The following is a 20,442-nucleotide window of genomic DNA, read 5'->3' on the forward strand; positions in this document are numbered from 1 at the left end:
GAGCCTTGCGGCTCCCGCTGCGGCTTACCAGGTTTGGGTGGCCTTGAACTTCTCGATACCGGCTTTCATGCCAGCGTCGATATCGTCATTGAAGTCACCCTTCACGTTGATCTTCGCCATCAATTCGGCGTGATCGCGGTTGAAGTAAGCAATCAGCGCTTGTTCAAAGCTGCCGACCTTGGCGATTTCAACGTCGGTCAGGAACCCACGCTCAGCGGCATACAGCGACAACGCCATGTCAGCGATCGACATTGGGGCGTATTGCTTCTGCTTCATCAGCTCGGTAACGCGCTGACCATGCTCAAGTTGCTTACGGGTCGCTTCGTCCAGGTCAGAAGCGAACTGGGCGAATGCCGCCAGTTCACGATACTGAGCCAGAGCGGTACGGATACCACCGGAGAGCTTCTTGATGATCTTGGTCTGAGCGGCACCACCCACACGGGATACCGAAACACCGGCGTTCACTGCAGGGCGGATGCCCGAGTTGAACATGGCCGATTCCAGGAAGATCTGACCGTCGGTGATGGAAATCACGTTGGTCGGAACGAACGCGGAAACGTCGCCAGCCTGGGTTTCGATGATCGGCAGTGCGGTCAGGGAACCGGTTTTGCCGGTCACTGCGCCGTTGGTGAACTTCTCTACGTACTCTTCGGAAACGCGGGATGCGCGCTCCAGCAGACGGGAGTGGAGATAGAACACGTCGCCTGGGTAAGCTTCACGGCCTGGTGGACGGCGCAGCAGCAGGGAAATCTGGCGATAAGCCACTGCTTGCTTGGACAGATCGTCATAAACGATCAGCGCGTCTTCACCGCGGTCGCGGAAGAATTCACCCATGGTGCAGCCGGAGTACGGTGCCAGGAATTGCAGCGCAGGAGATTCCGAAGCACTGGCAGCCACGATGATCGTGTTGGCCAGGGCGCCGTTTTCTTCCAGCTTGCGAACTACGTTGGCGATGGTCGATTGCTTCTGACCGATGGCTACGTAGACGCAGAAAATGCCGCTGTCTTTCTGGTTGATGATCGCGTCGATCGCCAGAGCGGTTTTACCGATCTGACGGTCACCGATGATCAGCTCACGCTGGCCACGGCCGACTGGGATCATGGCATCGACAGCCTTGTAGCCAGTCTGTACAGGCTGGTCTACCGACTTACGCCAGATCACGCCTGGAGCAACTTTCTCGACCGCGTCGGTCTCGGTGTTGCCCAGTGGACCTTTACCGTCAACAGGGTTACCCAGTGCGTCGACTACGCGACCCAGCAGTTCCTTACCAACCGGAACTTCCAGGATGCGGCCTGTGCACTTGGCGCTCATGCCTTCAGCCAGACTGGTGTACGCGCCCAATACAACGGCACCTACGGAGTCTTGCTCCAGGTTGAGGGCCATACCGTAGACGCCGCCCGGAAACTCGATCATCTCGCCGTACATTACGTCGGCCAGACCGTGAATCCGCACGATGCCGTCAGATACGCTGACGACAGTGCCTTCGTTACGGGCTTGGGAGGTCACATCGAGCTTGTCGATGCGGCCCTTGATAATTTCACTTATTTCGGAAGGATTGAGTTGCTGCATTGCTCTGCTGCCCCTTCAAACTCAAGATTTCAATGCTTCGGCAAGTTTCGCGATTTTGCCGCGAATCGAGCCATCGATAACCAGGTCGCCGGCACGGATAACAACACCACCAATAAGCGATGCGTCCTCCGAAGCTTGCAGGCGCACTTCCCGATTGAGTCGTGCACTGAGAACCTTGGCGAGTTTGTCTTGCTGTTCTTGGTTCAATGCGAAAGCACTGGTCACTTCAACGTCTACCGATTTCTCTGCTTCGGCCTTGTACAGGTCGAACAGAGCGGCGATCTCCGGCAATAGCGGGAGACGGTCGTTTTCGGCAATGACGTGGATGAAGTTCTGCACCTTCACATCAAACTTGTCGCCGCACACTTCAATAAAAGTGGCGGCCTTGTCTGCGCTCGTCAGGCGCGGGGCCTTGAGCACGCGCTGCATAGTGTCGTCTTGCGACACTGCTGCAGCCAGGCCGAGCATGGCTGACCAAGAGGCCAGCTGCTGGTGGGCCTGGGCGTGCTCGAAGGCTGCCTTAGCGTAAGGTCGGGCCAACGTGGTCAGTTCTGCCATGATCGCCCTCGCTTAAATTTCAGCAGCCAGTTTGTTAACCAGCTCCGCGTGCGCGTTTTGATCGATTGTGGCACCGAGGATCTTCTCAGCACCGCCAACGGCCAGAGCACCCAGTTGGGCACGCAGCGCGTCTTTGACACCGTTCAGTTCCTGTTCGATCTCGGCATGAGCCGAAGCCTTCACACGGTCAGCTTCGACGCGGGCTTTTTCAACAGCCTCTTCGACGATCTGGTTACCGCGTTTCTTGGCTTGCTCAATGATCTCGGCTGCCTGTGCTTTAGCTTCGCGCAGTTGCTGACCCACTTTCTCGTGGGCCAACTCCAGGTCGCGAGCTGCACGGCTGGCAGCGTCCAAACCATCCGCGATCTTCTTCTGACGTTCGTGCAAAGCCGCGATGACCGGAGGCCACACGAACTTCATGCAAAACACTACAAAAATGAAGAACGCAACGGATTGGCCAATCAGGGTTGCATTAATGTTCACGCCAACACCTCGCTCATTCGTTGTCCATCACCCCAATCACTCGAAAAGTCGAGTGATTAGCCAGCGAGTTGACCAACGAAGGGGTTCGCGAAGGTGAAGAACAGTGCGATACCAACGCCGATCATGGTCACGGCGTCGAGCAGGCCGGCGACGATGAACATTTTAACTTGCAGCATTGGGACCATTTCTGGCTGACGCGCTGCGCCTTCCAGGAATTTGCCGCCCAGCAGGCCGAAACCAATGGCAGTACCCAGGGCGCCCAGGCCGATCAACAGTGCAACAGCGATAGCGGTTAGACCAACTACAGTTTCCATCTTTCCTCCCGACTTTTACGTCGTATGGTTTAGGTTTTTTAGATTTTAAAGCGGTAAAACAAATCGTTTCATAGCCCTGTTGGGCCACCTTCCCGTTTGACCGGGAAGGACATCAGACTAGTCGAGACTGGTCTTAATGGTTCTCTTCGTGCGCCATCGACAGGTAGACGATGGTCAGCATCATGAAGATGAAGGCCTGCAGGGTAATGATCAGGATGTGGAACACAGCCCACGCCCACTGCAGAACTACGCCCAGGCCGCTAAGCCAGAGCAGACCGCTGCCGAACATCACAGCGATCAGAATGAACACCAGCTCGCCGGCATACATGTTGCCGAACAGTCGCAGAGCCAGGGAAATCGGCTTGGCGATCAGGGTGACGAATTCCAGCAGGAAGTTCACCGGGATCAGCAGGGCTTGAACGAAGATGTTCTTGCTGCCGAACGGGTGCAGGGTCAGTTCGCCGATGAAGCCGCCGATGCCCTTGACCTTGATGCTGTAGAAAATGATCAGCGCGAATACCGACAGAGCCATGCCCAGTGTGGCGTTCGGGTCAGTGGTGGATACGGCGCGGAATGGAATGTGCGGGTCGCCGGAGATCGCCATGGCCAACTGAGGAATCCAGTCCACCGGAATCAGGTCGACGGCGTTCATCAGGAACACCCAGACGAAGATGGTCAGTGCCAGCGGTGCAATCACCGGGCTACGGCCATGGAAGCTGTCTTTCACGCTGCCATCGACGAATTCGACCAATACTTCAACGAAGTTCTGCAAAGCACCTGGCTGACCGGAAGTCGCCTTCTTTGCCGCCATGCGGAAAATCAGAACGAAGATCAGGCCCAATGCGACCGACCAACCCAGAGTATCCAGGTGGAAAGCCCAGAAACCCATTTCTTTGGCTTCTGCTGCGGTGTGGGCAAAGCCCCAGCCGCCATTAGGAAGCTGACCGAAGGTCAGGTTCTGCAAGTGGTGCTGGATATAGCCCGAAGCGGTTGTTTCTGCCATGGTTGCCTCAAACGCCCTAAGGTTTCGAAAGTCTTGTTTTCATTAGCAGGGGAGCGAACCAACTGACCAGTTGGGTCAACACGAAGACGCCGAATACAGCCAGCGGCGCCAATGGCTTCACACCTGCAAAGGTCAGTGCAAACAGCACTGCCGTCAAAATCAGTTTCCCCGCCTCGCCGGCATAAAAAGACCGGACGATAGCCTGGGCTGCTCGGGCGCCGGAAAACCGAAAGGCCCTGTGAGCAAAATACATATTGGGCAGCAAGGCTATCAGGCCTCCGCAGAGTCCTGAATACCCGGCTACGACTCCATGCCAATACCAAAGCGCCAATGCGGCGATCAGCAAAATGACAAATTGAGCCAGTAGAACCGGAAAAACAGCCAAGCGATGGAACGGCAACGTGTTTGGCGTGCGGGTTTCCATCACTCTTGCTCCTCAATGGTCGGCTGCCGGAAATCAATAACTTGGCATAATTTGTGCCGACAAAATGCGCGCAGAGTATAGGGGCGGTTCAGCCCCTATTCAACTGTCGGGTAGTGATTTCCGATCACGCGCTACATAAGCAAATGTTTCAGCGGATGTGGGCAAGGACGCCTTGAAGCTCGTCAAGGGAGTTATATCCGATGACCAATTGCCCTTTGCCCTTCTTGCCGTGACGAATTTGCACCGCAGAGCCCAGGCGCTCGGCCAGGCGCTGCTCGAGTCGCGCGATATCCGGATCAGGTTTGGCGGTTTCGACCGGTGCAGGTTTGCCGCTGAGCCACTGGCGCACCAGCGCTTCAGTCTGACGTACGGTCAGGCCTCGTGCGACAACGTGTCGCGCCCCTTCAACCTGTTGATTTTCCGGCAAACCGAGCAACGCACGGGCATGGCCCATTTCCAGGTCGCCGTGGGACAACATGGTCTTGATCACTTCCGGCAGCGCGATCAAACGCAACAAGTTGGACACGGTGACGCGGGACTTGCCCACTGCCTCGGCCACTTGTTGCTGGGTGAGCTGGAATTCCTGCTGCAAACGCTGCAACGCAATCGCTTCTTCGATCGGGTTGAGGTCTTCACGCTGAATATTTTCGATCAGTGCCATGGCGATCGCGGTTTCATCCGGCACGTCGCGCACCATCGCCGGGATAGTCTCCTTGCCGGCCTGCTGGCTGGCACGCCAGCGGCGCTCCCCGGCGATAATCTCAAAGCGGCCACCGCCAATGGGGCGCACCACGATGGGCTGCATCACTCCCTGAGCCTTGATCGAGTTGGACAGTTCTTCCAGGGCCTGGGGGTCCATGTCCCGACGTGGCTGGTATTTGCCCCGCTGGATCAGGTCCAGCGGCAAGTGCTGCAGCTCGCGCTCGTCGGCCTGCACCGCTTGTTCTTCAAGCGATGTGACGGTCGGACCACTCAACAGTGCATCCAGTCCACGTCCGAGACCTCGTTTCTTGACGGCCATGGGGATTCCTTAAGTTGGCTGGGCTGCAGCGGTGCGTGAATTACGGCGTTGGCGACGAACCATCTCGCCAGCCAATGCCAGGTAGGCAATGGCACCACGCGAGGATTTGTCGTACGCCAGCGCGGGCATGCCATAGCTTGGCGCTTCGGCCAGGCGGATGTTGCGTGGAATCACGGTGTCGTACAACTGATCGCCAAAGTGCTCCTTGAGCTGCGCCGATACATCGTTCATCAGGCTCAGGCGCGGGTCATACATCGTACGCAGCAGGCCTTCGACTTTCAGGTTCGGGTTGAGCAACTCGGCAATTCGCTTGATGTTATCCACAAGGTCGCTCAAGCCTTCGAGAGCGAAGTACTCGCACTGCATGGGGATAATTACCCCATCGGCGGCAACCAGCGCGTTAAGCGTGAGCATCGACAGCGACGGTGGGCAGTCGATCAAAATGTAATCGTAGTTTTCGCGAATGGGCGCCAGGGCGCTGCGCAGACGGCTTTCTTTCATCTGCATTTCCAGCAGCACCACTTCCGCCGCGGTCAGATCGCGGTTGGCCGGCAGCAGTTGGTAACCGCCGTGCTCGGAATAGTGCATGGCCTGGGCCAGGTCGCATTCGCCAATCAGCAAATCGTAGACCGAGTTTTCCAGGCCGTGTTTATCCACACCGCTACCCATGGTGGCGTTGCCCTGTGGATCGAGATCGATCAACAGCACCCGACGCTTGGTCGCGACCAGGGATGCTGCGAGGTTGATACAGGTGGTGGTTTTACCCACGCCACCTTTCTGGTTCGCTATCGCGAATACCTTAGCCATTCTTGCTTGTGTTCCCAATCATGCCGTGCGGCGCAGTATCAGCAGATGGCGTTGGCCTTGGCAACCAGGTACGGCCAAGGCGTGTTCGCTATCGAGGTGGAAGTCTGCCGGCAATGCTAACAGCTCGTCGCTTGGATGAACGCCCTTCATTGCCAACCAGCGGGTATCACGGTCGCCCAGGTGGCGTGTCCAGTTGCTGAAGTTCTCCATGCTGCTGAACGCCCGAGACACGATCCCGTTGAAAGGCAGTTCAGGCGTGAATGCTTCGACACGACTGTGGATAACTTGCAGGTTATCCAGCTTGAGTTCGAGTTTGACCTGGGTCAGGAAGCGGGTTTTCTTGCCGTTGCTGTCCAGGCAGGTCACGTGGGACTCGGGAAACAGGATCGCCAACGGGATGCCAGGCATGCCGCCGCCGCTGCCCACATCGAGCCAACGGCCATTTTCGATAAACGGCATCACGCTGAGGCTGTCGAGCAAATGCCGCGACACCATCTCGTCTGGGTCACGCACTGCTGTCAGGTTGTAAGCCTTGTTCCATTTGATCAACAGGGCCAGGTAGCCCAGCAGTAGCTCATGCTGGGCTTCGGTCAGGGCTACGCCCAACTGACGCGCTCCTGTGGATAACTCTTCGGCGTGTTGCGAGGTGACCAACGAACTCAAGCGCTTTGCTCCAACTGACGGCCCGCGCCGCGTTTTTTCAAATGAATCATCAACAGCGAGATGGCTGCCGGAGTGACGCCAGGGATACGTGAAGCCTGCCCGAGGGTTTCCGGCCGAGTTATCCCCAACTTGCTTTGAATTTCTTTCGACAACCCGGAAATCCCGGTGTAGTCGATATCCACAGGCAGTTTGGTGTCTTCACTGGCTCGCAGCCGGGCGATCTCGTCCTGCTGGCGATCAATGTAGCCTGCGTATTTGGTCTTGATTTCAACCTGTTCGGCAACCTGTGGGTCTTCTGCGCCCTGGCCAGTCACTTCGACCAGACCAGCGTAGTCGATTTCCGGGCGGGAAAGCAGGTTGAGCAAGTTGTACTCATGGGTCAACGGCGTGCCGAATTTTTCTGCAATGGCGTCGCCTTGCTCCGTGCCCGGGCGAACCCAGGTACTTTTCAGACGCTGTTCTTCGAGCGCAATGCTTTCGCGTTTTTTGCAGAAGGCCGCCCAGCGGGCGTCATCGACCAGGCCCAGCTCGCGACCTTTTTCGGTCAAGCGCAGGTCGGCGTTGTCTTCGCGCAGGATCAAGCGGTATTCCGCCCGAGATGTGAACATCCGGTACGGTTCCTGGGTACCCAGGGTAATGAGGTCGTCGACCAATACGCCGATGTAGGCTTCATCGCGACGCGGGCACCAGCTGTCTTTGCCTTGTGCACGCAATGCTGCGTTGGTCCCGGCCAGCAAACCTTGGGCCCCGGCTTCTTCATAACCGGTAGTGCCGTTGATTTGGCCGGCGAAGAACAGGCCGCCGATCACTTTGGTTTCCAGGCTGTATTTCAGGTCGCGCGGGTCGAAGTAGTCGTATTCGATGGCGTAGCCCGGACGCACGATATGCGCGTTTTCCATACCGCGAATCGACTGCACGATCTGGATTTGCACATCGAACGGCAGCGAAGTGGAAATTCCGTTGGGGTACAGCTCGTGGGTGGTCAAGCCTTCGGGTTCGATAAAGACCTGGTGGCTTTCCTTGTCGGCAAAGCGGTGGATCTTGTCTTCGATCGACGGGCAATAACGCGGGCCAATGCCTTCGATCACCCCGGAATACATCGGCGAACGATCAAGGTTCGCGGCAATGATTTCGTGGGTTCGGGCGTTGGTGTGGGTAATCCAGCAACTGACCTGTTTCGGGTGCTGTTCTTTGGAACCCATGAACGACATGACCGGGATCGGCGTGTCGCCGGCTTGCTCGGTCATCATCGAGAAATCCACAGAACGCCCATCAATGCGTGGCGGGGTTCCGGTTTTCAAACGGCCGACGCGCAGCGGTAGTTCACGCAGACGTTTTGCCAAGGCAATCGACGGCGGGTCACCGGCACGACCACCGGAATAATTTTGCATACCGATGTGGATAAGTCCGCCGAGGAACGTGCCCGTGGTCAGTACGACCGAATCTGCATGAAAACGCAGACCCATTTGCGTAACGACACCGCGTACCTGGTCCTGCTCGACGATCAAGTCATCGGCGGCCTGCTGAAATATCCACAGGTTCGGCTGGTTTTCCAGGGTTTCGCGTACCGCTGCCTTGTACAGGATGCGGTCGGCCTGAGCCCGGGTAGCACGTACGGCCGGGCCTTTGCGGCTGTTGAGCACGCGAAATTGAATACCACCCTTGTCGGTGGCCATCGCCATTACCCCGCCAAGGGCATCGATTTCCTTGACCAGATGGCTTTTGCCAATCCCGCCAATTGCGGGGTTGCAACTCATGGCACCGAGAGTTTCCACGTTATGCGTCAGCAACAGGGTTTTTACGCCCATGCGTGCTGAGGCCAGTGCTGCCTCGGTACCGGCATGACCGCCGCCGATGACGATCACTTCAAAACGGGAAGGGAAATCCACCACGCACCTCGTGCCTGCTTATGTAGGTAATCAGGAATTGTTTGTTGAAAGGGTTTTACAGCTTTGGCGGCAAGTATAGGGACTTCGCCCTTCCTAAAGAACCCTTTGCACAAAATTTAACCAGCTGTGGATGAATCACAGACAATAGAAATTAAAAGAGAGAAATTTATTAAATCTTTGTTTTTATGTTTATTTATACTGAATAACATTTCTGTGGATAGATCTCTGCAGGCCTTTATTTTCAATGTGTACAGCGATTCAAAACGTTGTGGTCATCTGCCAATGAGGCCCTTGGATAAGTGCTTTAAGCCTGTGGATTAAACGACTGGTTATCCACAGATGGGTTTTTGCTCAGGTTTCAAGCCCTGTTATCAACTGGGCACAACCGCGGTTATTCACAGGGCTTAATCCACAGAAACGGCCAATTTCGTCCACGGCAAAGCTGGGAATTGATCCCGGGTGGGACAAAAACAGATCTATTGTGGGAAAACACTGGGCCAGTTAATAATAGCGATTATCATTAACCTACCTTGTCGCGCCTATGCCTTCCTCCTCACATACCGCAGCGGTCCAGCACATCTATGAACAGCACCATTCGTGGTTGCGCGGATGGCTCAAGGGAAAATTGCATAACGCCAGCGATGCAGCCGATGTAGCCCACGATACGTTCGTGCGCATGCTAGGTGGACGACATGCGGTGCAGATCCTCGAACCACGAGACTATCTGGCCACCATCGCGAGGGGCCTGGTGATTGACCGGTATCGCCGGCACGCCATTGAGCAGGCCTACAGGCAGACCCTGGCAGAGCGTCCCGAAACCACAGCTATCAGTGAAGAAGACAAGGCAATCATCATCGAAACCCTGGTGGCTGTGGATAAAGCGCTGTCTGGGCTGGGTGAGCGGGCACGCCGAATTTTCATGCTGGCACAGATTGAAGGGCTGACTTATCAACAGATCGCCGATCAACTGCAGGTATCGCTGACCACGGTGAAGAAACACATGATCCGCGCCCTCACCGAATGCTCCCTGATCATGGCCAGCCGGTAATGGTCAGCCCCGACCGCAAGACGTTCGAGGCCGCTGCCAGTTGGTACGTGCAATTTCAGTCGCAACCACCGACGCCCGCACAACATCAAGCCTGGCAGCAGTGGCTTAATCGTGACCCATCCCACCAGGCGGCTTGGAACCAGATGGAGCAGTTGCAGCGCAGCCTTGGAGCCCTGTCCCCTGACCTCACACGCCGCGCGTTGTCCACCACGCAACAGCGGCGCCAGGTCCTCAAGTGGATGCTGGTGCTCGGCGGCAGTGGCTATCTGGGGTGGAACGTCCAGCAACATACGTCGCTGGGCAACATATGGGCTGATTACCGCACGTCGGTGGGGCAGAGGCGACGCATCGAGCTGGCGGATGGCACGCAGATCAATCTCAATACTCATACCGCTATCGATGTGGCATTTGATGGGCGACAACGTTTGATCCGTCTGCGCGAGGGTGAAGTGCTTATCCACACCGGCACACGGGGTGGGCACTTACCGTTTTATGTCGAAACTCGCCAAGGCCGGGTCCAGGCGCTGGGCACTCGGTTTACTGTGCGCCAACTGCCGGACGCCACGCGGGTTGGTGTCTTGGAAGAACGGGTTGAGATATCCCCCGGCGACCAACCCGAACTTCGCCGCACTATTGGCGCGGGTGAGAGCGCAGAGTTTGATCGGCGCAATGTGCGCGCTGCCCAGCGATATGGCGGAGTACAGGCCGCCTGGGTCGATGGCCAACTGATCGTGCTCGATGCTCGGCTGGGAGAAGTTATCGATGAGTTGGCGCGCTATCGGCCGGGCGTATTGCACTGCGACCCAGCCTCTGCAGGCCTACGCGTTTCCGGGACCTTCCGTCTGGACTCAACCGATGCCGTCCTCACTAACCTGCAAGCGAGCCTGCCGATTCAAGTGAAATACTTTACGCGCTATTGGGTGTCGGTCACCCGAATCGGCTGATCGAAAAAATAATCCACAGAGGGTTATCTTTTTTTGACCTGGTGCGGCCCTACAGGTAATCACGACGCTACCTTCAGGGCTTACTCACCTATGCGCCTTCCCACCCCGCTCCGCAAACGACTTTCCTGCCACAGCATGACCTACGGTCTGCAGTTCATCACCGCTACCACCGGTGTGTTGTTAGCCACCGCCGTCACGGCCGCCAGCGCAACGCAATACTATGCAATTGCCGCTGGCCCGCTGGACAATGCGTTGAGCCAGTTTGCTGCCAGGGCCAATGTGATTCTGTCCTTCTCCCCCCAGCAAACCGCGCGTTTGAATACGCCGGGGCTGCAAGGTGACTATTCGGTGGACCAGGGCTTTGCGCTGCTGCTGCAGAACTCGGACCTGCAGGCGGTCGCACAAGCTCCCGGCAGCTATGTATTACAGGCGGCCCCTGCTGGCCGACTCACGTTGGCACCCACCACTGTGAGCACTTATCAACAGGGCGGCTTCAATCAAGAGATCGCCGGGGATGTAGGCTACAAGGCGCAGAACAGCCGGATCGGCACGAAGACCAGCACACCGCTGTCCGAGACTCCGCGTTCGGTGTCCGTTGTCACTGGCCAGCGTATCAAGGACCAGAAATCTCAAACCCTGACAGACGTGTTGGGCTACGTACCGGGAATCTTCGCCCCACCGTTCGCGGCGGGCGACGGCTTGGCAGGCGATCTGTTTTTCATTCGCGGTTTCAACGCCACGGATTACGGCTACGGCCTGCTGCGAGATGGCCTGCGGGTGCAAGGCAATCGATACGACACCACCAGCGAACCCTACGGCCTGGAACGGGTCGAGATTTTCCGCGGCCCGTCTTCCCTGCTCTACGGTGAAAACGCACCCGGTGGTTTGGTTAATCTGGTGAGTAAACACCCGACTGCAACCCCGCAAGGCGAGGTGCAGGTGAGTTATGGTTCGAATAATCGACGCCAGTTGGGTGTGGATATCTCGGGCCCGCTCAACGACAGTGACAATATTCTGGGCCGGGTGGTGATGCTGGGGCGTAAATCCGACACACAGACCGATCACGTCCCGGACGATCGTCTATATATCGCGCCATCCCTGACCCTGAACTTCGACGACTACAACACCCTGACGCTGCTGGCCAACTACCAGAAAGACCATACCAACCTGGAACTTGGCCTACCCGCCGCCGGTACGCTGCTTACAAATCCCAACGGGAAGCTGTCCAAACACACCCTGCTGGGCAATCCGGACTGGAACACCTTTGAACGCGAAGCGTGGAGCACCGGCTATGAGTTCAGCCACAGCTTCAATGATGACTGGCAGTTCCGTCAGAACTCGCGCTATATGCAGTCACGCATCAACCGGCACGAAACCTGGCCTGGATCATTGAATAACGGTGGCTTCGGCACCCGGCTGAACATGAACGCCTATGACCGCTACAACAAATCGATGGTCTATTCCCTGGATAACCAGCTCGAAGGCAAGTTCCAGTTGGGCAGTGTGGAAAACACAGTGCTATTGGGCGCCAGCTATGACCGAACCTCGTTCAATCAAGACTGGGATGCGGGTTTCGCCGGCACCATCGATGTGTATAACCCGGTGTACCTGCGCGACCCGCTCACTCCCCTGGCAGTGCAAAACACTTTGCTTGAACAGCAGATGAAAGGGGTTTATGCACAGATCCAAAGCAAATACGACCATTGGCTCTTTCTGCTCGGAGGCCGCCAGGATTGGGTCGACAGCAATTACCGAGACAAGGTCAAGCCATCGAGCAATATCAACTCACAGGATCGTAAATTCACTTACCAGGGCGGGGTGATGTACCAGTTCGACAACGGCCTTACGCCGTATGTCAGCTATTCCACCGCGTTTGTCCCCGTGCAGCAGATCTCCAACGCCGGCTCGCCGTTGAAACCGATCACCAGCAGCCAATATGAAGTGGGCGTTAAGTACGAACCGATCGGCTGGGATACGGCGATGACCGTGTCGGTGTATGACCTGCGCAAGCAGGACGATACCTACCTCGATGCCACCACCAACAGCTATCGCCAAGTCGGTGAAAGTCGCGCCAAGGGCGTGGAAGTCGAGGTCAACAGCAACATCAGCTCCAACTTCAACTTGACGGCGGCCTATACCTACACTGACGCCCGGATAACCAAGGATTCGGCCACTTCGCTGGTAGAAGGCCGTCAGATGACAGGCGTGCCGCGTAACCAGGCTTCGGTGTGGGGCAAATATCGCTTTCTCGACGGCCAACTCAAGGGTTTCTCCCTGGGCGGCGGGGTGCGCTATTTCGACAGTACCTTTTCCTACACCCCGCCTACGCTCTACGGGAAGCTGGACGCAGGAAGCGTCACCTTAGTGGATGCGGCACTGGGTTATCAGATCAACCCACACTGGTCGGTGGACCTGAACGCCAAGAACCTGTTCGACAAGGAATATGTATCCGGTTGCAACGATGCGGGGCGTTGCTATTGGGGTGACAGCCGTACCTTGCTCGGTACGGTGTCTTACAACTGGTAGACGAGGTGGATAACTCGGCTATTTGCCAATGCAAAAGCTGGAGAAAATCCGCCCCAGCAAATCATCCGAGCTGAAAGCGCCGGTGATTTCACCCAGCAGCTGCTGCGCCTGACGCAAATCTTCAGCCAGCAGCTCCCCAGCCCCCGCCAAGGTCAGCTGGGCCCGCCCGTGCTCCAGGGCCGCGCTGGCATGACGCAGCGCTTCCAGGTGCCTGCGCCGCGCACTGAAGCTGCTTTCCGAGGTCTGTTCGTAGCCCATGCATGCTTTAAGGTGCTCGCGCAGCAATTCCAGACCCTCGCCGGCCGATTTCGCGCTCAAGCTGATAGTGACGTGGCCATCTTCACTGGTTTCCAGGGCGATGGCTTCACCCGTAAGGTCGGCCTTGTTACGAATCAAGGTGACTTTGGCCGGGTCTGGCCGTTGTTCAAGAAATTCCGGCCACAAGGCAAAAGGATCCACAGCTTCAGGTGCAGTGGCATCCACCACCAGCAACACACGATCGGCTTCGCTGATCGCCTTGAGCGCACGTTCCACGCCGATCTTTTCCACCTGGTCGTCGGTATCGCGCAGACCTGCGGTGTCGACCACGTGCAGCGGCATACCGTCGATGTGGATATGTTCACGCAAGATATCCCGGGTAGTGCCGGCGATCTCGGTGACGATGGCCGCCTCGCGCCCTGCCAGAGCATTGAGTAGGCTGGATTTGCCGGCATTGGGCCGGCCGGCAATCACCACCGTCATACCATCGCGCAGCAAGGCGCCCTGCCCGGCTTCGCGCAGCACTGTGGATAACTCATCGCGGACTTTATCCAGCATCGCCAATACATGGCCATCCGCCAGGAAGTCTATTTCTTCTTCCGGAAAATCAATCGCGGCTTCGACGTAGATGCGCAGGCTGATCAGTTGCTCGGTCAAGTTATGCACACGCAGGGAAAAAGCCCCCTGCAATGAACGCAATGCGTTACGTGCAGCCTGTGCAGAACTGGCTTCGATCAAATCGGCGATGGCTTCGGCCTGGGCCAGGTCGAGCTTATCGTTCAAGAATGCGCGTTCGCTGAATTCCCCTGGTCTGGCCAGGCGGCAACCCAATTGCAAGCAGCGCTGCAGCAGCATGTCCAACACCACAGGACCACCGTGCCCTTGTAGTTCAAGGACATCTTCACCAGTGAACGAGTTAGGCCCTGGAAAATAGATGGCCAGCCCCTCGTCCAATACGCTGTGGTCGGCATCCAGGAACTGGCCGTAATGGGCATAACGGGGTTTCAGCTCCCGGCCGCTGATAGCCTTGGCTGCCACGCCCGCCAATGGCCCGGAAATTCGAACGATGCCGACACCGCCCCGACCTTGAGCGGTAGCGACAGCAGCGATGGTTTCACGAGGAGCGCTCATCAGCATGTTCCAGAACAAAAGTGACGGAAAGCAAAACGCCCCACTAGGGGGCGTCTTGAGTGGTTATCCACAGAGTAAATTACGCCTCGGCTTTTTTGGTAGCCGCTTCGATTTTACGTGTGATGTACCACTGTTGAGAGATCGACAACACGTTGTTGACCACCCAGTACAGTACCAAGCCAGCAGGGAACCACAGGAAGAAGAAAGTGAAGATGATTGGCATCATTTTCATTACCTTGGCCTGCATCGGATCCGGCGGGGTTGGGTTCAGACGCTGCTGGATAAACATGGTCGCGCCCATGATGATCGGCAGGATAAAGAACGGGTCTTTGATCGACAGGTCAGTTATCCACAGCATGAACGGCGCCTGGCGCATTTCAACGCTTTCCAGCAATACCCAGTAAAGCGACAGGAACACCGGCATCTGTACCAGAATCGGCAAGCATCCACCCAGCGGGTTGATCTTCTCTTTCTTGTACAACTCCATCATGGCCTGCGACATTTTCTGCCGGTCATCACCATGTTGTTCTTTCAGCGCGGCCAGTTTCGGGGCCACAGCACGCATACGCGCCATCGACTTGTAGCTGGCTGCCGACAGAGGGAAGAAAAGCCCTTTGATCAGCATGGTCAGGAAGATGATCGACCAGCCCCAGTTACCCACAATGCTGTGGATATGTTGCAACAGCCAGAAGATCGGCTGGGCAATGAACCACAGGAAGCCGTAGTCCACAGTCAATTCCAGGCCTGGGGACAACTCTTTCAGTACCGCCTGGCTTTTAGGGCCGGCGTACAGGGTAGCGCTGGTTTCAGCCTTGGCACCTGGAGCGACGGTCAACGCCGGGCCAGTGAAGCCAATGATGTAATTGCCCTGGCTGTCCTTGCGGGTTTGAACCAGGTTCGCGTCACCCTTGTTCGGAATCCAGGCGGTCACGAAATAGTGCTGCAGCCACGCTACCCAGCCACCTTGGACGGTTTCTTTCAGCGTGCCCTTGTCGATATCTTTCATCGACACTTTTTTGTACGGCTCGTTACTTGTCCACAGGGCGGCGCCCAGGTAAGTGGCGGTGCCGGTGGCGGTGCTGGAAGACGGATCGGAGCTGGCGTCACGCTTGAGCTGGGCAAACAGGTTGCCACTCCAGGCTTTGTCGCTGGTGTTGTCGATCAGGTAAGTGACCTTCAAATCGTACAAACCGCGGGTAAAGCTGAAACGCTTGATGTAGTTGACACCGTCGAGGCTGAATTTCAGGTCGACGTTCAACTGGTTCTGGCCGTCTGCCAGTTGATAAGTCTTTTGTTCGGTCGAATAAACCGGACGACCGGTAGCACGTGCATCCGGACCATTGGTACCAGTCAGGCCGCTTTGTGCCAGATAAGTACGTTCACCGCCGTTATCGAACAGTTGGAACGGCACATCCGGATGGTCTTGGCGACGTGGATACAGCGGCAGCTTCAGCTGTGCGATATCACCACCCTGTGGGTCGATAGCCAACTCGAGCACATCCGTTTTCACGTGGATGAGGTCTTTGTTGGTGACCACTGGCGTTTCTAACGGGGCACTTGTCTCGCCATTCGCGCTGGGTACATCGGCACTCGCGGACGCATTGTTACCCAGCGGGGTGTCCGGAATAGCCGGCGCAGCCTGATTGGTAGCAACATTCTGAGTCGGCAGGGCAGCCTGACCGTAGTCCTGGTTCCATTTAAGGACCATGACATAGGACACGATTGCCAGGGCGACGATCAGGATTGTGCGTTTAATATCCATGATTACTCGGCCATCGAAGAAGAACGGGAGGTAGGGATAGGTGGAACCGGGTCATAACCACCGGGATTCCACGGATGACAGCGACCTAAACGACGAAAGGTCAGCCAGCCACCGCGCAGAAGACCATGATTTTCTATGGCCTCTAACGCGTAGCAGGAACAACTGGGGTAGAAACGACAGTGACTGGCCATCAGAGGACTAATGGCATAGCGATAAAACTGGATCGGAACGATTGCCAGTTTACGCATCAAGGCTGTCTACCCCTACAGTTTCGGTGCTGACTGCTGGTGCTGGCTTGTGGGTACGCGCCAAACGTTTCCAGAGCTTGCCGAAATGCTGAATCAATTCGGGGTTTTCTACATCACCCAAGCCTTTGCGCGCGACGATAACAATATCCCAACCAACCAGAGTGTCCTGGTGGAGGCGAAACGATTCGCGCATCAGACGCTTGAGGCGATTGCGCTCAACGGAGAGCTTTACGCTCTTCTTGCCGATCACCAACCCGAGACGGGGGTGATCAAGATCGTTGTTACGCGCAAGGAGCAGGAGATTTTTCCCCGGAACCTTGCCGGTGGGGGAGTCAAAGACTGCCTTGAAATGCCGGGGGGTTAGCAGACGCTTTTCCCGACTGAAGTCCTGACTCACCACCAGTACCGGATTATCAAACTGCCAGACGCGCACGACCTTTGGCGCGGCGACGCGACAGGACAGCACGGCCGTTCTTGGTAGCCATGCGAGCACGGAAGCCGTGAGTACGGGCGCGTTTGATGGTGCTTGGTTGGAAAGTACGTTTCATGGCGTTGTTACCTGGTTCGTCCACAACGGGCCGGAATGGCCCCCGTTTTAAGAGACCGGCGATTCTAGAGAAAGCAAGCCTCTAGGTCAATTTCCAACCAGCTTTTCCTTTAATTAGATGTCGACGGGGTCCTGACGCCCTTCTCCCCGCTTGGCTTCCATCCGGCAGGCGATAGATATAAAAATAAAGAAGGAAGTTATTTAAAGCTTTTCTGTAAAGCTTATAAAAGCTAGGAGCGCGATCATCTGTGGATAACTGCTTTTAGCCCTTGTTCCACGTGGTGTACAGAGAATGACAACACGGGGGAGAAGCGGTGCTCTGCCTGTGCTGCGCTATCGGATAAGCTGTGTGTGGAACGGGTAGTTATCCACAGGCCAGTTACCCACAGACTTTTGACCCCACTTGTGCAACGAGCTCAGGTGGGTTTATCCACAGAGCTTATGCACAGACCACTGGTCGCCTTTTTAGCGGTTAAAGCATTGATTTTGAGTGGCCTGTGAGCAACCTACATGTGGATAAGTGGACGGCTGGCCGCTACAATGGCGGCTGTTTTTGCCTCACCGGCTTTCAACTTAGGGGATATCCGTGTCAGTGGAACTTTGGCAGCAGTGCGTGGAGCTTTTGCGCGATGAGCTGCCTGCCCAGCAATTCAACACCTGGATCCGTCCGCTACAGGTCGAAGCCGAAGGCGACGAGTTGCGTGTCTATGCGCCCAATCGTTTTGTCCTCGACTGGGTCAACGAGAAGTACCTGGGCCGCGTTCTCGAATTGCTCGATGAACATGGCAACGGTCTGGCGCCTGCTCTCTCCTTATTAATAGGCAGCAAGCGCAGCTCGGCTCCCCGCGCCGCGCCGAATGCGCCATTGGCCGCCGCTGCGTCGCAAGCCCAGGCCGCAGTGGCGCCTGTCGCCGCAGCACCTGCACCGACATCTGCGCCGTCCAAGCCGTCTTCGCGCAAAAATGCGCCAGAGAATGAGGAGCCGTCCCGCGACAGCTTCGACCCGATGGCTGGTGCCAGCTCCCAACAGGCGCCTGTGCGCTCCGAGCAACGTACTGTGCAGGTAGAAGGCGCGCTCAAGCACACCAGTTACCTGAACCGCACCTTTACCTTCGAGAACTTTGTCGAAGGCAAGTCCAACCAACTGGCCCGAGCGGCCGCCTGGCAGGTCGCCGATAATCCCAAGCATGGTTACAACCCGCTCTTCCTTTATGGCGGCGTGGGCTTGGGTAAGACGCACTTGATGCACGCCGTCGGTAACCACCTATTAAAGAAGAACCCGAATGCCAAGGTGGTTTACCTGCATTCGGAGCGCTTCGTGGCCGACATGGTCAAGGCCTTGCAGCTCAACGCAATCAACGAGTTCAAACGTTTCTACCGCTCCGTTGATGCCCTGTTGATCGATGACATTCAGTTCTTCGCCCGCAAGGAACGTTCCCAAGAGGAGTTCTTCCACACCTTCAACGCCCTGCTCGAAGGTGGCCAGCAGGTCATCTTGACCAGTGACCGTTATCCGAAGGAAATCGAAGGCCTGGAAGAACGTCTGAAGTCGCGTTTCGGCTGGGGCCTGACGGTTGCAGTCGAGCCACCGGAGCTGGAAACCCGTGTTGCCATCCTGATGAAGAAGGCCGACCAGGCTAAAGTCGATCTGCCGCACGATGCTGCGTTCTTCATCGCCCAACGCATCCGTTCCAACGTGCGTGAGCTGGAAGGCGCGCTCAAGCGGGTCATCGCTCACTCGCACTTCATGGGCCGCGATATCACCATCGAGCTGATTCGCGAGTCCTTGAAAGACTTGTTGGCCTTGCAGGACAAGCTGGTGAGTGTGGATAACATCCAGCGCACCGTGGCCGAGTACTACAAGATCAAGATTTCCGACCTGCTGTCCAAGCGCCGTTCGCGCTCGGTCGCACGTCCACGCCAGGTTGCCATGGCCCTCTCCAAGGAGTTGACCAACCACAGCCTGCCGGAAATCGGTGATGTGTTCGGCGGACGCGACCACACCACGGTCTTGCACGCATGCCGCAAGATCAATGAACTTAAGGAATCCGACGCGGATATTCGCGAGGACTACAAGAACCTGCTGCGTACACTGACTACGTGATGACACCAGCGCAGCTTATTAAGGCAAGGGACTAGACCATGCATTTCACCATTCAACGCGAAGCCCTGTTGAAACCCCTGCAACTGGTCGCAGGCGTCGTCGAGCGCCGACAGACCTTGCCGGTGCTTTCCAACGTATTACTGGTGGTCGAGGGGCAGCAGTTGTCCTTGACCGGTACCGACCTGGAAGTCGAACTGGTGGGTCGCGTCCAGCTCGAAGAGCCCGCCGAACCGGGCGAGATCACCGTGCCGGCGCGCAAGCTGATGGATATCTGCAAAAGCCTGCCCAACGATGCGCTGATCGACATCAAGGTGGATGAGCAGAAGTTGGTGGTCAAGGCAGGCCGTAGCCGTTTCACCCTGTCGACCTTGCCGGCCAATGACTTTCCAACCGTAGAAGAAGGCCCGGGCTCGCTGACGTGCAGCCTGGAGCAAAGCAAGCTGCGTCGTTTGATCGAGCGCACCAGCTTCGCTATGGCTCAGCAGGACGTGCGTTACTACCTCAACGGTATGCTGCTGGAAGTATCGGAAGGCATCATCCGCGCCGTGGCCACCGACGGCCACCGTCTGGCAATGTGCTCGATGCGTGCCGATATCGGTCAGCCGGATCGTCACCAGGTGATTGTTCCACGCAAAGGTATCCTTGAACTGGCGCGTTTGCTCACCGAGCCGGACGGCAACGTCAGCATCGTGTTGGGCCAGCACCACATTCGTGCCACCACCGGCGAGTTCACCTTCACCTCCAAGCTGGTCGACGGCAAGTTCCCGGACTACGAGCGTGTGTTGCCTAAAGGTGGCGACAAGCTGGTGGTCGGTGATCGTCAGGCCCTGCGTGAAGCCTTCAGCCGTACTGCGATTCTTTCCAACGAAAAGTACCGTGGTATTCGCCTGCAACTGGCCAACGGCCAACTGAAAATCCAGGCCAACAACCCGGAACAGGAAGAGGCGGAAGAAGAAGTGGGTGTCGACTACAACGGCGCATCGCTGGAAATCGGCTTTAACGTGAGCTACCTGTTGGACGTGCTGGGTGTCATGACCACCGAACAGGTTCGTCTGATCCTGTCGGACTCCAACAGCAGCGCCCTGGTGCAAGAATCTGACAACGACGACTCGGCTTACGTTGTCATGCCGATGCGCCTGTAAT

General features: G+C 56.8%; 20 protein-coding genes. 5 read left to right on the forward strand and 15 right to left on the reverse strand.

All coding sequences use genetic code 11. From position 1 onward, the window contains the following. Positions 1–24 precede the first annotated feature (24 nt). The 10 genes from atpA to mnmG all read right to left on the reverse strand — a co-directional run bounded on the left by atpA (position 25) and on the right by mnmG (position 8,731). Positions 25–1,569, reverse strand: coding sequence for a F0F1 ATP synthase subunit alpha (gene atpA / locus AC1RAC_RS10175; protein ID WP_003195831.1), 1,545 nt, complete (start codon positions 1,567–1,569; stop codon positions 25–27). Positions 1,570–1,590: 21 nt separating this feature from the next. After that, a complete protein-coding gene (locus AC1RAC_RS10180) occupies positions 1,591–2,127 on the reverse strand; it encodes a F0F1 ATP synthase subunit delta (RefSeq protein ID WP_003195833.1) in 537 nt (178 codons plus the stop codon). A gap of 12 nt (positions 2,128–2,139) precedes the next feature. After that, positions 2,140–2,610, reverse strand: coding sequence for a F0F1 ATP synthase subunit B (locus tag AC1RAC_RS10185; RefSeq protein WP_003195835.1), 471 nt, complete (start codon positions 2,608–2,610; stop codon positions 2,140–2,142). 56 nt (positions 2,611–2,666) lie between these two features. Next, positions 2,667–2,924: a F0F1 ATP synthase subunit C gene (gene atpE / locus AC1RAC_RS10190; RefSeq protein WP_002555987.1), complete on the reverse strand. Its 258-nt coding sequence runs from the start codon at positions 2,922–2,924 to the stop codon at positions 2,667–2,669. Between the two features lie 133 nt (positions 2,925–3,057). Continuing rightward, complete coding sequence (gene atpB / locus AC1RAC_RS10195; protein ID WP_003195886.1) at positions 3,058–3,927, reverse strand: F0F1 ATP synthase subunit A; 870 nt, start codon at positions 3,925–3,927, stop codon at positions 3,058–3,060. A 16-nt stretch (positions 3,928–3,943) separates the two neighbouring features. Continuing rightward, positions 3,944–4,351 carry a F0F1 ATP synthase subunit I gene (locus AC1RAC_RS10200; protein WP_010565865.1) on the reverse strand — a complete coding sequence of 136 codons (408 nt, stop codon included), beginning with the start codon at positions 4,349–4,351 and terminating at the stop codon, positions 3,944–3,946. Positions 4,352–4,499: 148 nt separating this feature from the next. Then, positions 4,500–5,372, reverse strand: coding sequence for a ParB/RepB/Spo0J family partition protein (locus tag AC1RAC_RS10205; RefSeq protein ID WP_003195890.1), 873 nt, complete (start codon positions 5,370–5,372; stop codon positions 4,500–4,502). A 9-nt stretch (positions 5,373–5,381) separates the two neighbouring features. Continuing rightward, a complete protein-coding gene (locus AC1RAC_RS10210; RefSeq protein WP_005792605.1) occupies positions 5,382–6,179 on the reverse strand; it encodes a ParA family protein in 798 nt (265 codons plus the stop codon). Positions 6,180–6,197: 18 nt separating this feature from the next. Beyond that, positions 6,198–6,842, reverse strand: a complete 645-nt coding sequence (gene rsmG / locus AC1RAC_RS10215; protein ID WP_003195893.1) for a 16S rRNA (guanine(527)-N(7))-methyltransferase RsmG — start codon at positions 6,840–6,842, stop codon at positions 6,198–6,200. Then, positions 6,839–8,731 carry a tRNA uridine-5-carboxymethylaminomethyl(34) synthesis enzyme MnmG gene (gene mnmG, locus AC1RAC_RS10220; protein WP_014720591.1) on the reverse strand — a complete coding sequence of 631 codons (1,893 nt, stop codon included), beginning with the start codon at positions 8,729–8,731 and terminating at the stop codon, positions 6,839–6,841. The genes rsmG and mnmG overlap by 4 nt, the downstream gene beginning before the upstream one ends. Before the next feature lie 541 nt (positions 8,732–9,272). Here mnmG and AC1RAC_RS10225 point away from each other — a divergent pair. The 3 genes from AC1RAC_RS10225 (at position 9,273) to AC1RAC_RS10235 (ending at position 13,249) form a co-directional block, all read left to right on the forward strand. Further along, a complete protein-coding gene (locus AC1RAC_RS10225) occupies positions 9,273–9,779 on the forward strand; it encodes a sigma-70 family RNA polymerase sigma factor (RefSeq protein WP_492616543.1) in 507 nt (168 codons plus the stop codon). After that, a complete protein-coding gene (locus AC1RAC_RS10230; RefSeq protein WP_057975202.1) occupies positions 9,779–10,723 on the forward strand; it encodes a FecR domain-containing protein in 945 nt (314 codons plus the stop codon). The genes AC1RAC_RS10225 and AC1RAC_RS10230 overlap by 1 nt, the downstream gene beginning before the upstream one ends. A gap of 135 nt (positions 10,724–10,858) precedes the next feature. Then, positions 10,859–13,249, forward strand: coding sequence for a TonB-dependent siderophore receptor (locus AC1RAC_RS10235; protein WP_492616544.1), 2,391 nt, complete (start codon positions 10,859–10,861; stop codon positions 13,247–13,249). A gap of 18 nt (positions 13,250–13,267) precedes the next feature. Here the strand turns inward: AC1RAC_RS10235 and mnmE are convergent, their stop codons facing one another. The 5 genes from mnmE to rpmH form a co-directional block, all read right to left on the reverse strand. Continuing rightward, positions 13,268–14,638, reverse strand: coding sequence for a tRNA uridine-5-carboxymethylaminomethyl(34) synthesis GTPase MnmE (gene mnmE, locus AC1RAC_RS10240; protein ID WP_014720595.1), 1,371 nt, complete (start codon positions 14,636–14,638; stop codon positions 13,268–13,270). Between the two features lie 79 nt (positions 14,639–14,717). Next, positions 14,718–16,400, reverse strand: coding sequence for a membrane protein insertase YidC (gene yidC / locus AC1RAC_RS10245; protein WP_054898311.1), 1,683 nt, complete (start codon positions 16,398–16,400; stop codon positions 14,718–14,720). 2 nt (positions 16,401–16,402) lie between these two features. Then, the gene (gene yidD, locus AC1RAC_RS10250) at positions 16,403–16,648 is read right to left on the reverse strand and encodes a membrane protein insertion efficiency factor YidD (protein ID WP_019816912.1); all 246 of its coding nucleotides are present in this window, start codon (positions 16,646–16,648) and stop codon (positions 16,403–16,405) included. Beyond that, positions 16,641–17,048, reverse strand: coding sequence for a ribonuclease P protein component (gene rnpA, locus AC1RAC_RS10255; protein ID WP_020302575.1), 408 nt, complete (start codon positions 17,046–17,048; stop codon positions 16,641–16,643). The genes yidD and rnpA overlap by 8 nt, the downstream gene beginning before the upstream one ends. A gap of 13 nt (positions 17,049–17,061) precedes the next feature. After that, positions 17,062–17,196, reverse strand: a complete 135-nt coding sequence (gene rpmH / locus AC1RAC_RS10260; RefSeq protein WP_003213577.1) for a 50S ribosomal protein L34 — start codon at positions 17,194–17,196, stop codon at positions 17,062–17,064. Positions 17,197–17,781: 585 nt separating this feature from the next. Between rpmH and dnaA the strand changes: the two genes are divergently transcribed. Both dnaA and dnaN read left to right on the forward strand, forming a co-directional pair. After that, positions 17,782–19,299, forward strand: a complete 1,518-nt coding sequence (gene dnaA, locus AC1RAC_RS10265; protein WP_003187249.1) for a chromosomal replication initiator protein DnaA — start codon at positions 17,782–17,784, stop codon at positions 19,297–19,299. Positions 19,300–19,337: 38 nt separating this feature from the next. Next, positions 19,338–20,441: a DNA polymerase III subunit beta gene (gene dnaN / locus AC1RAC_RS10270; RefSeq protein ID WP_003187250.1), complete on the forward strand. Its 1,104-nt coding sequence runs from the start codon at positions 19,338–19,340 to the stop codon at positions 20,439–20,441. The last annotated feature ends 1 nt before the right edge of the window (position 20,442 follow it).

The sequence above is a fragment of the Pseudomonas sp. GW823-FHT02F05 genome (genome assembly GCF_058797315.1).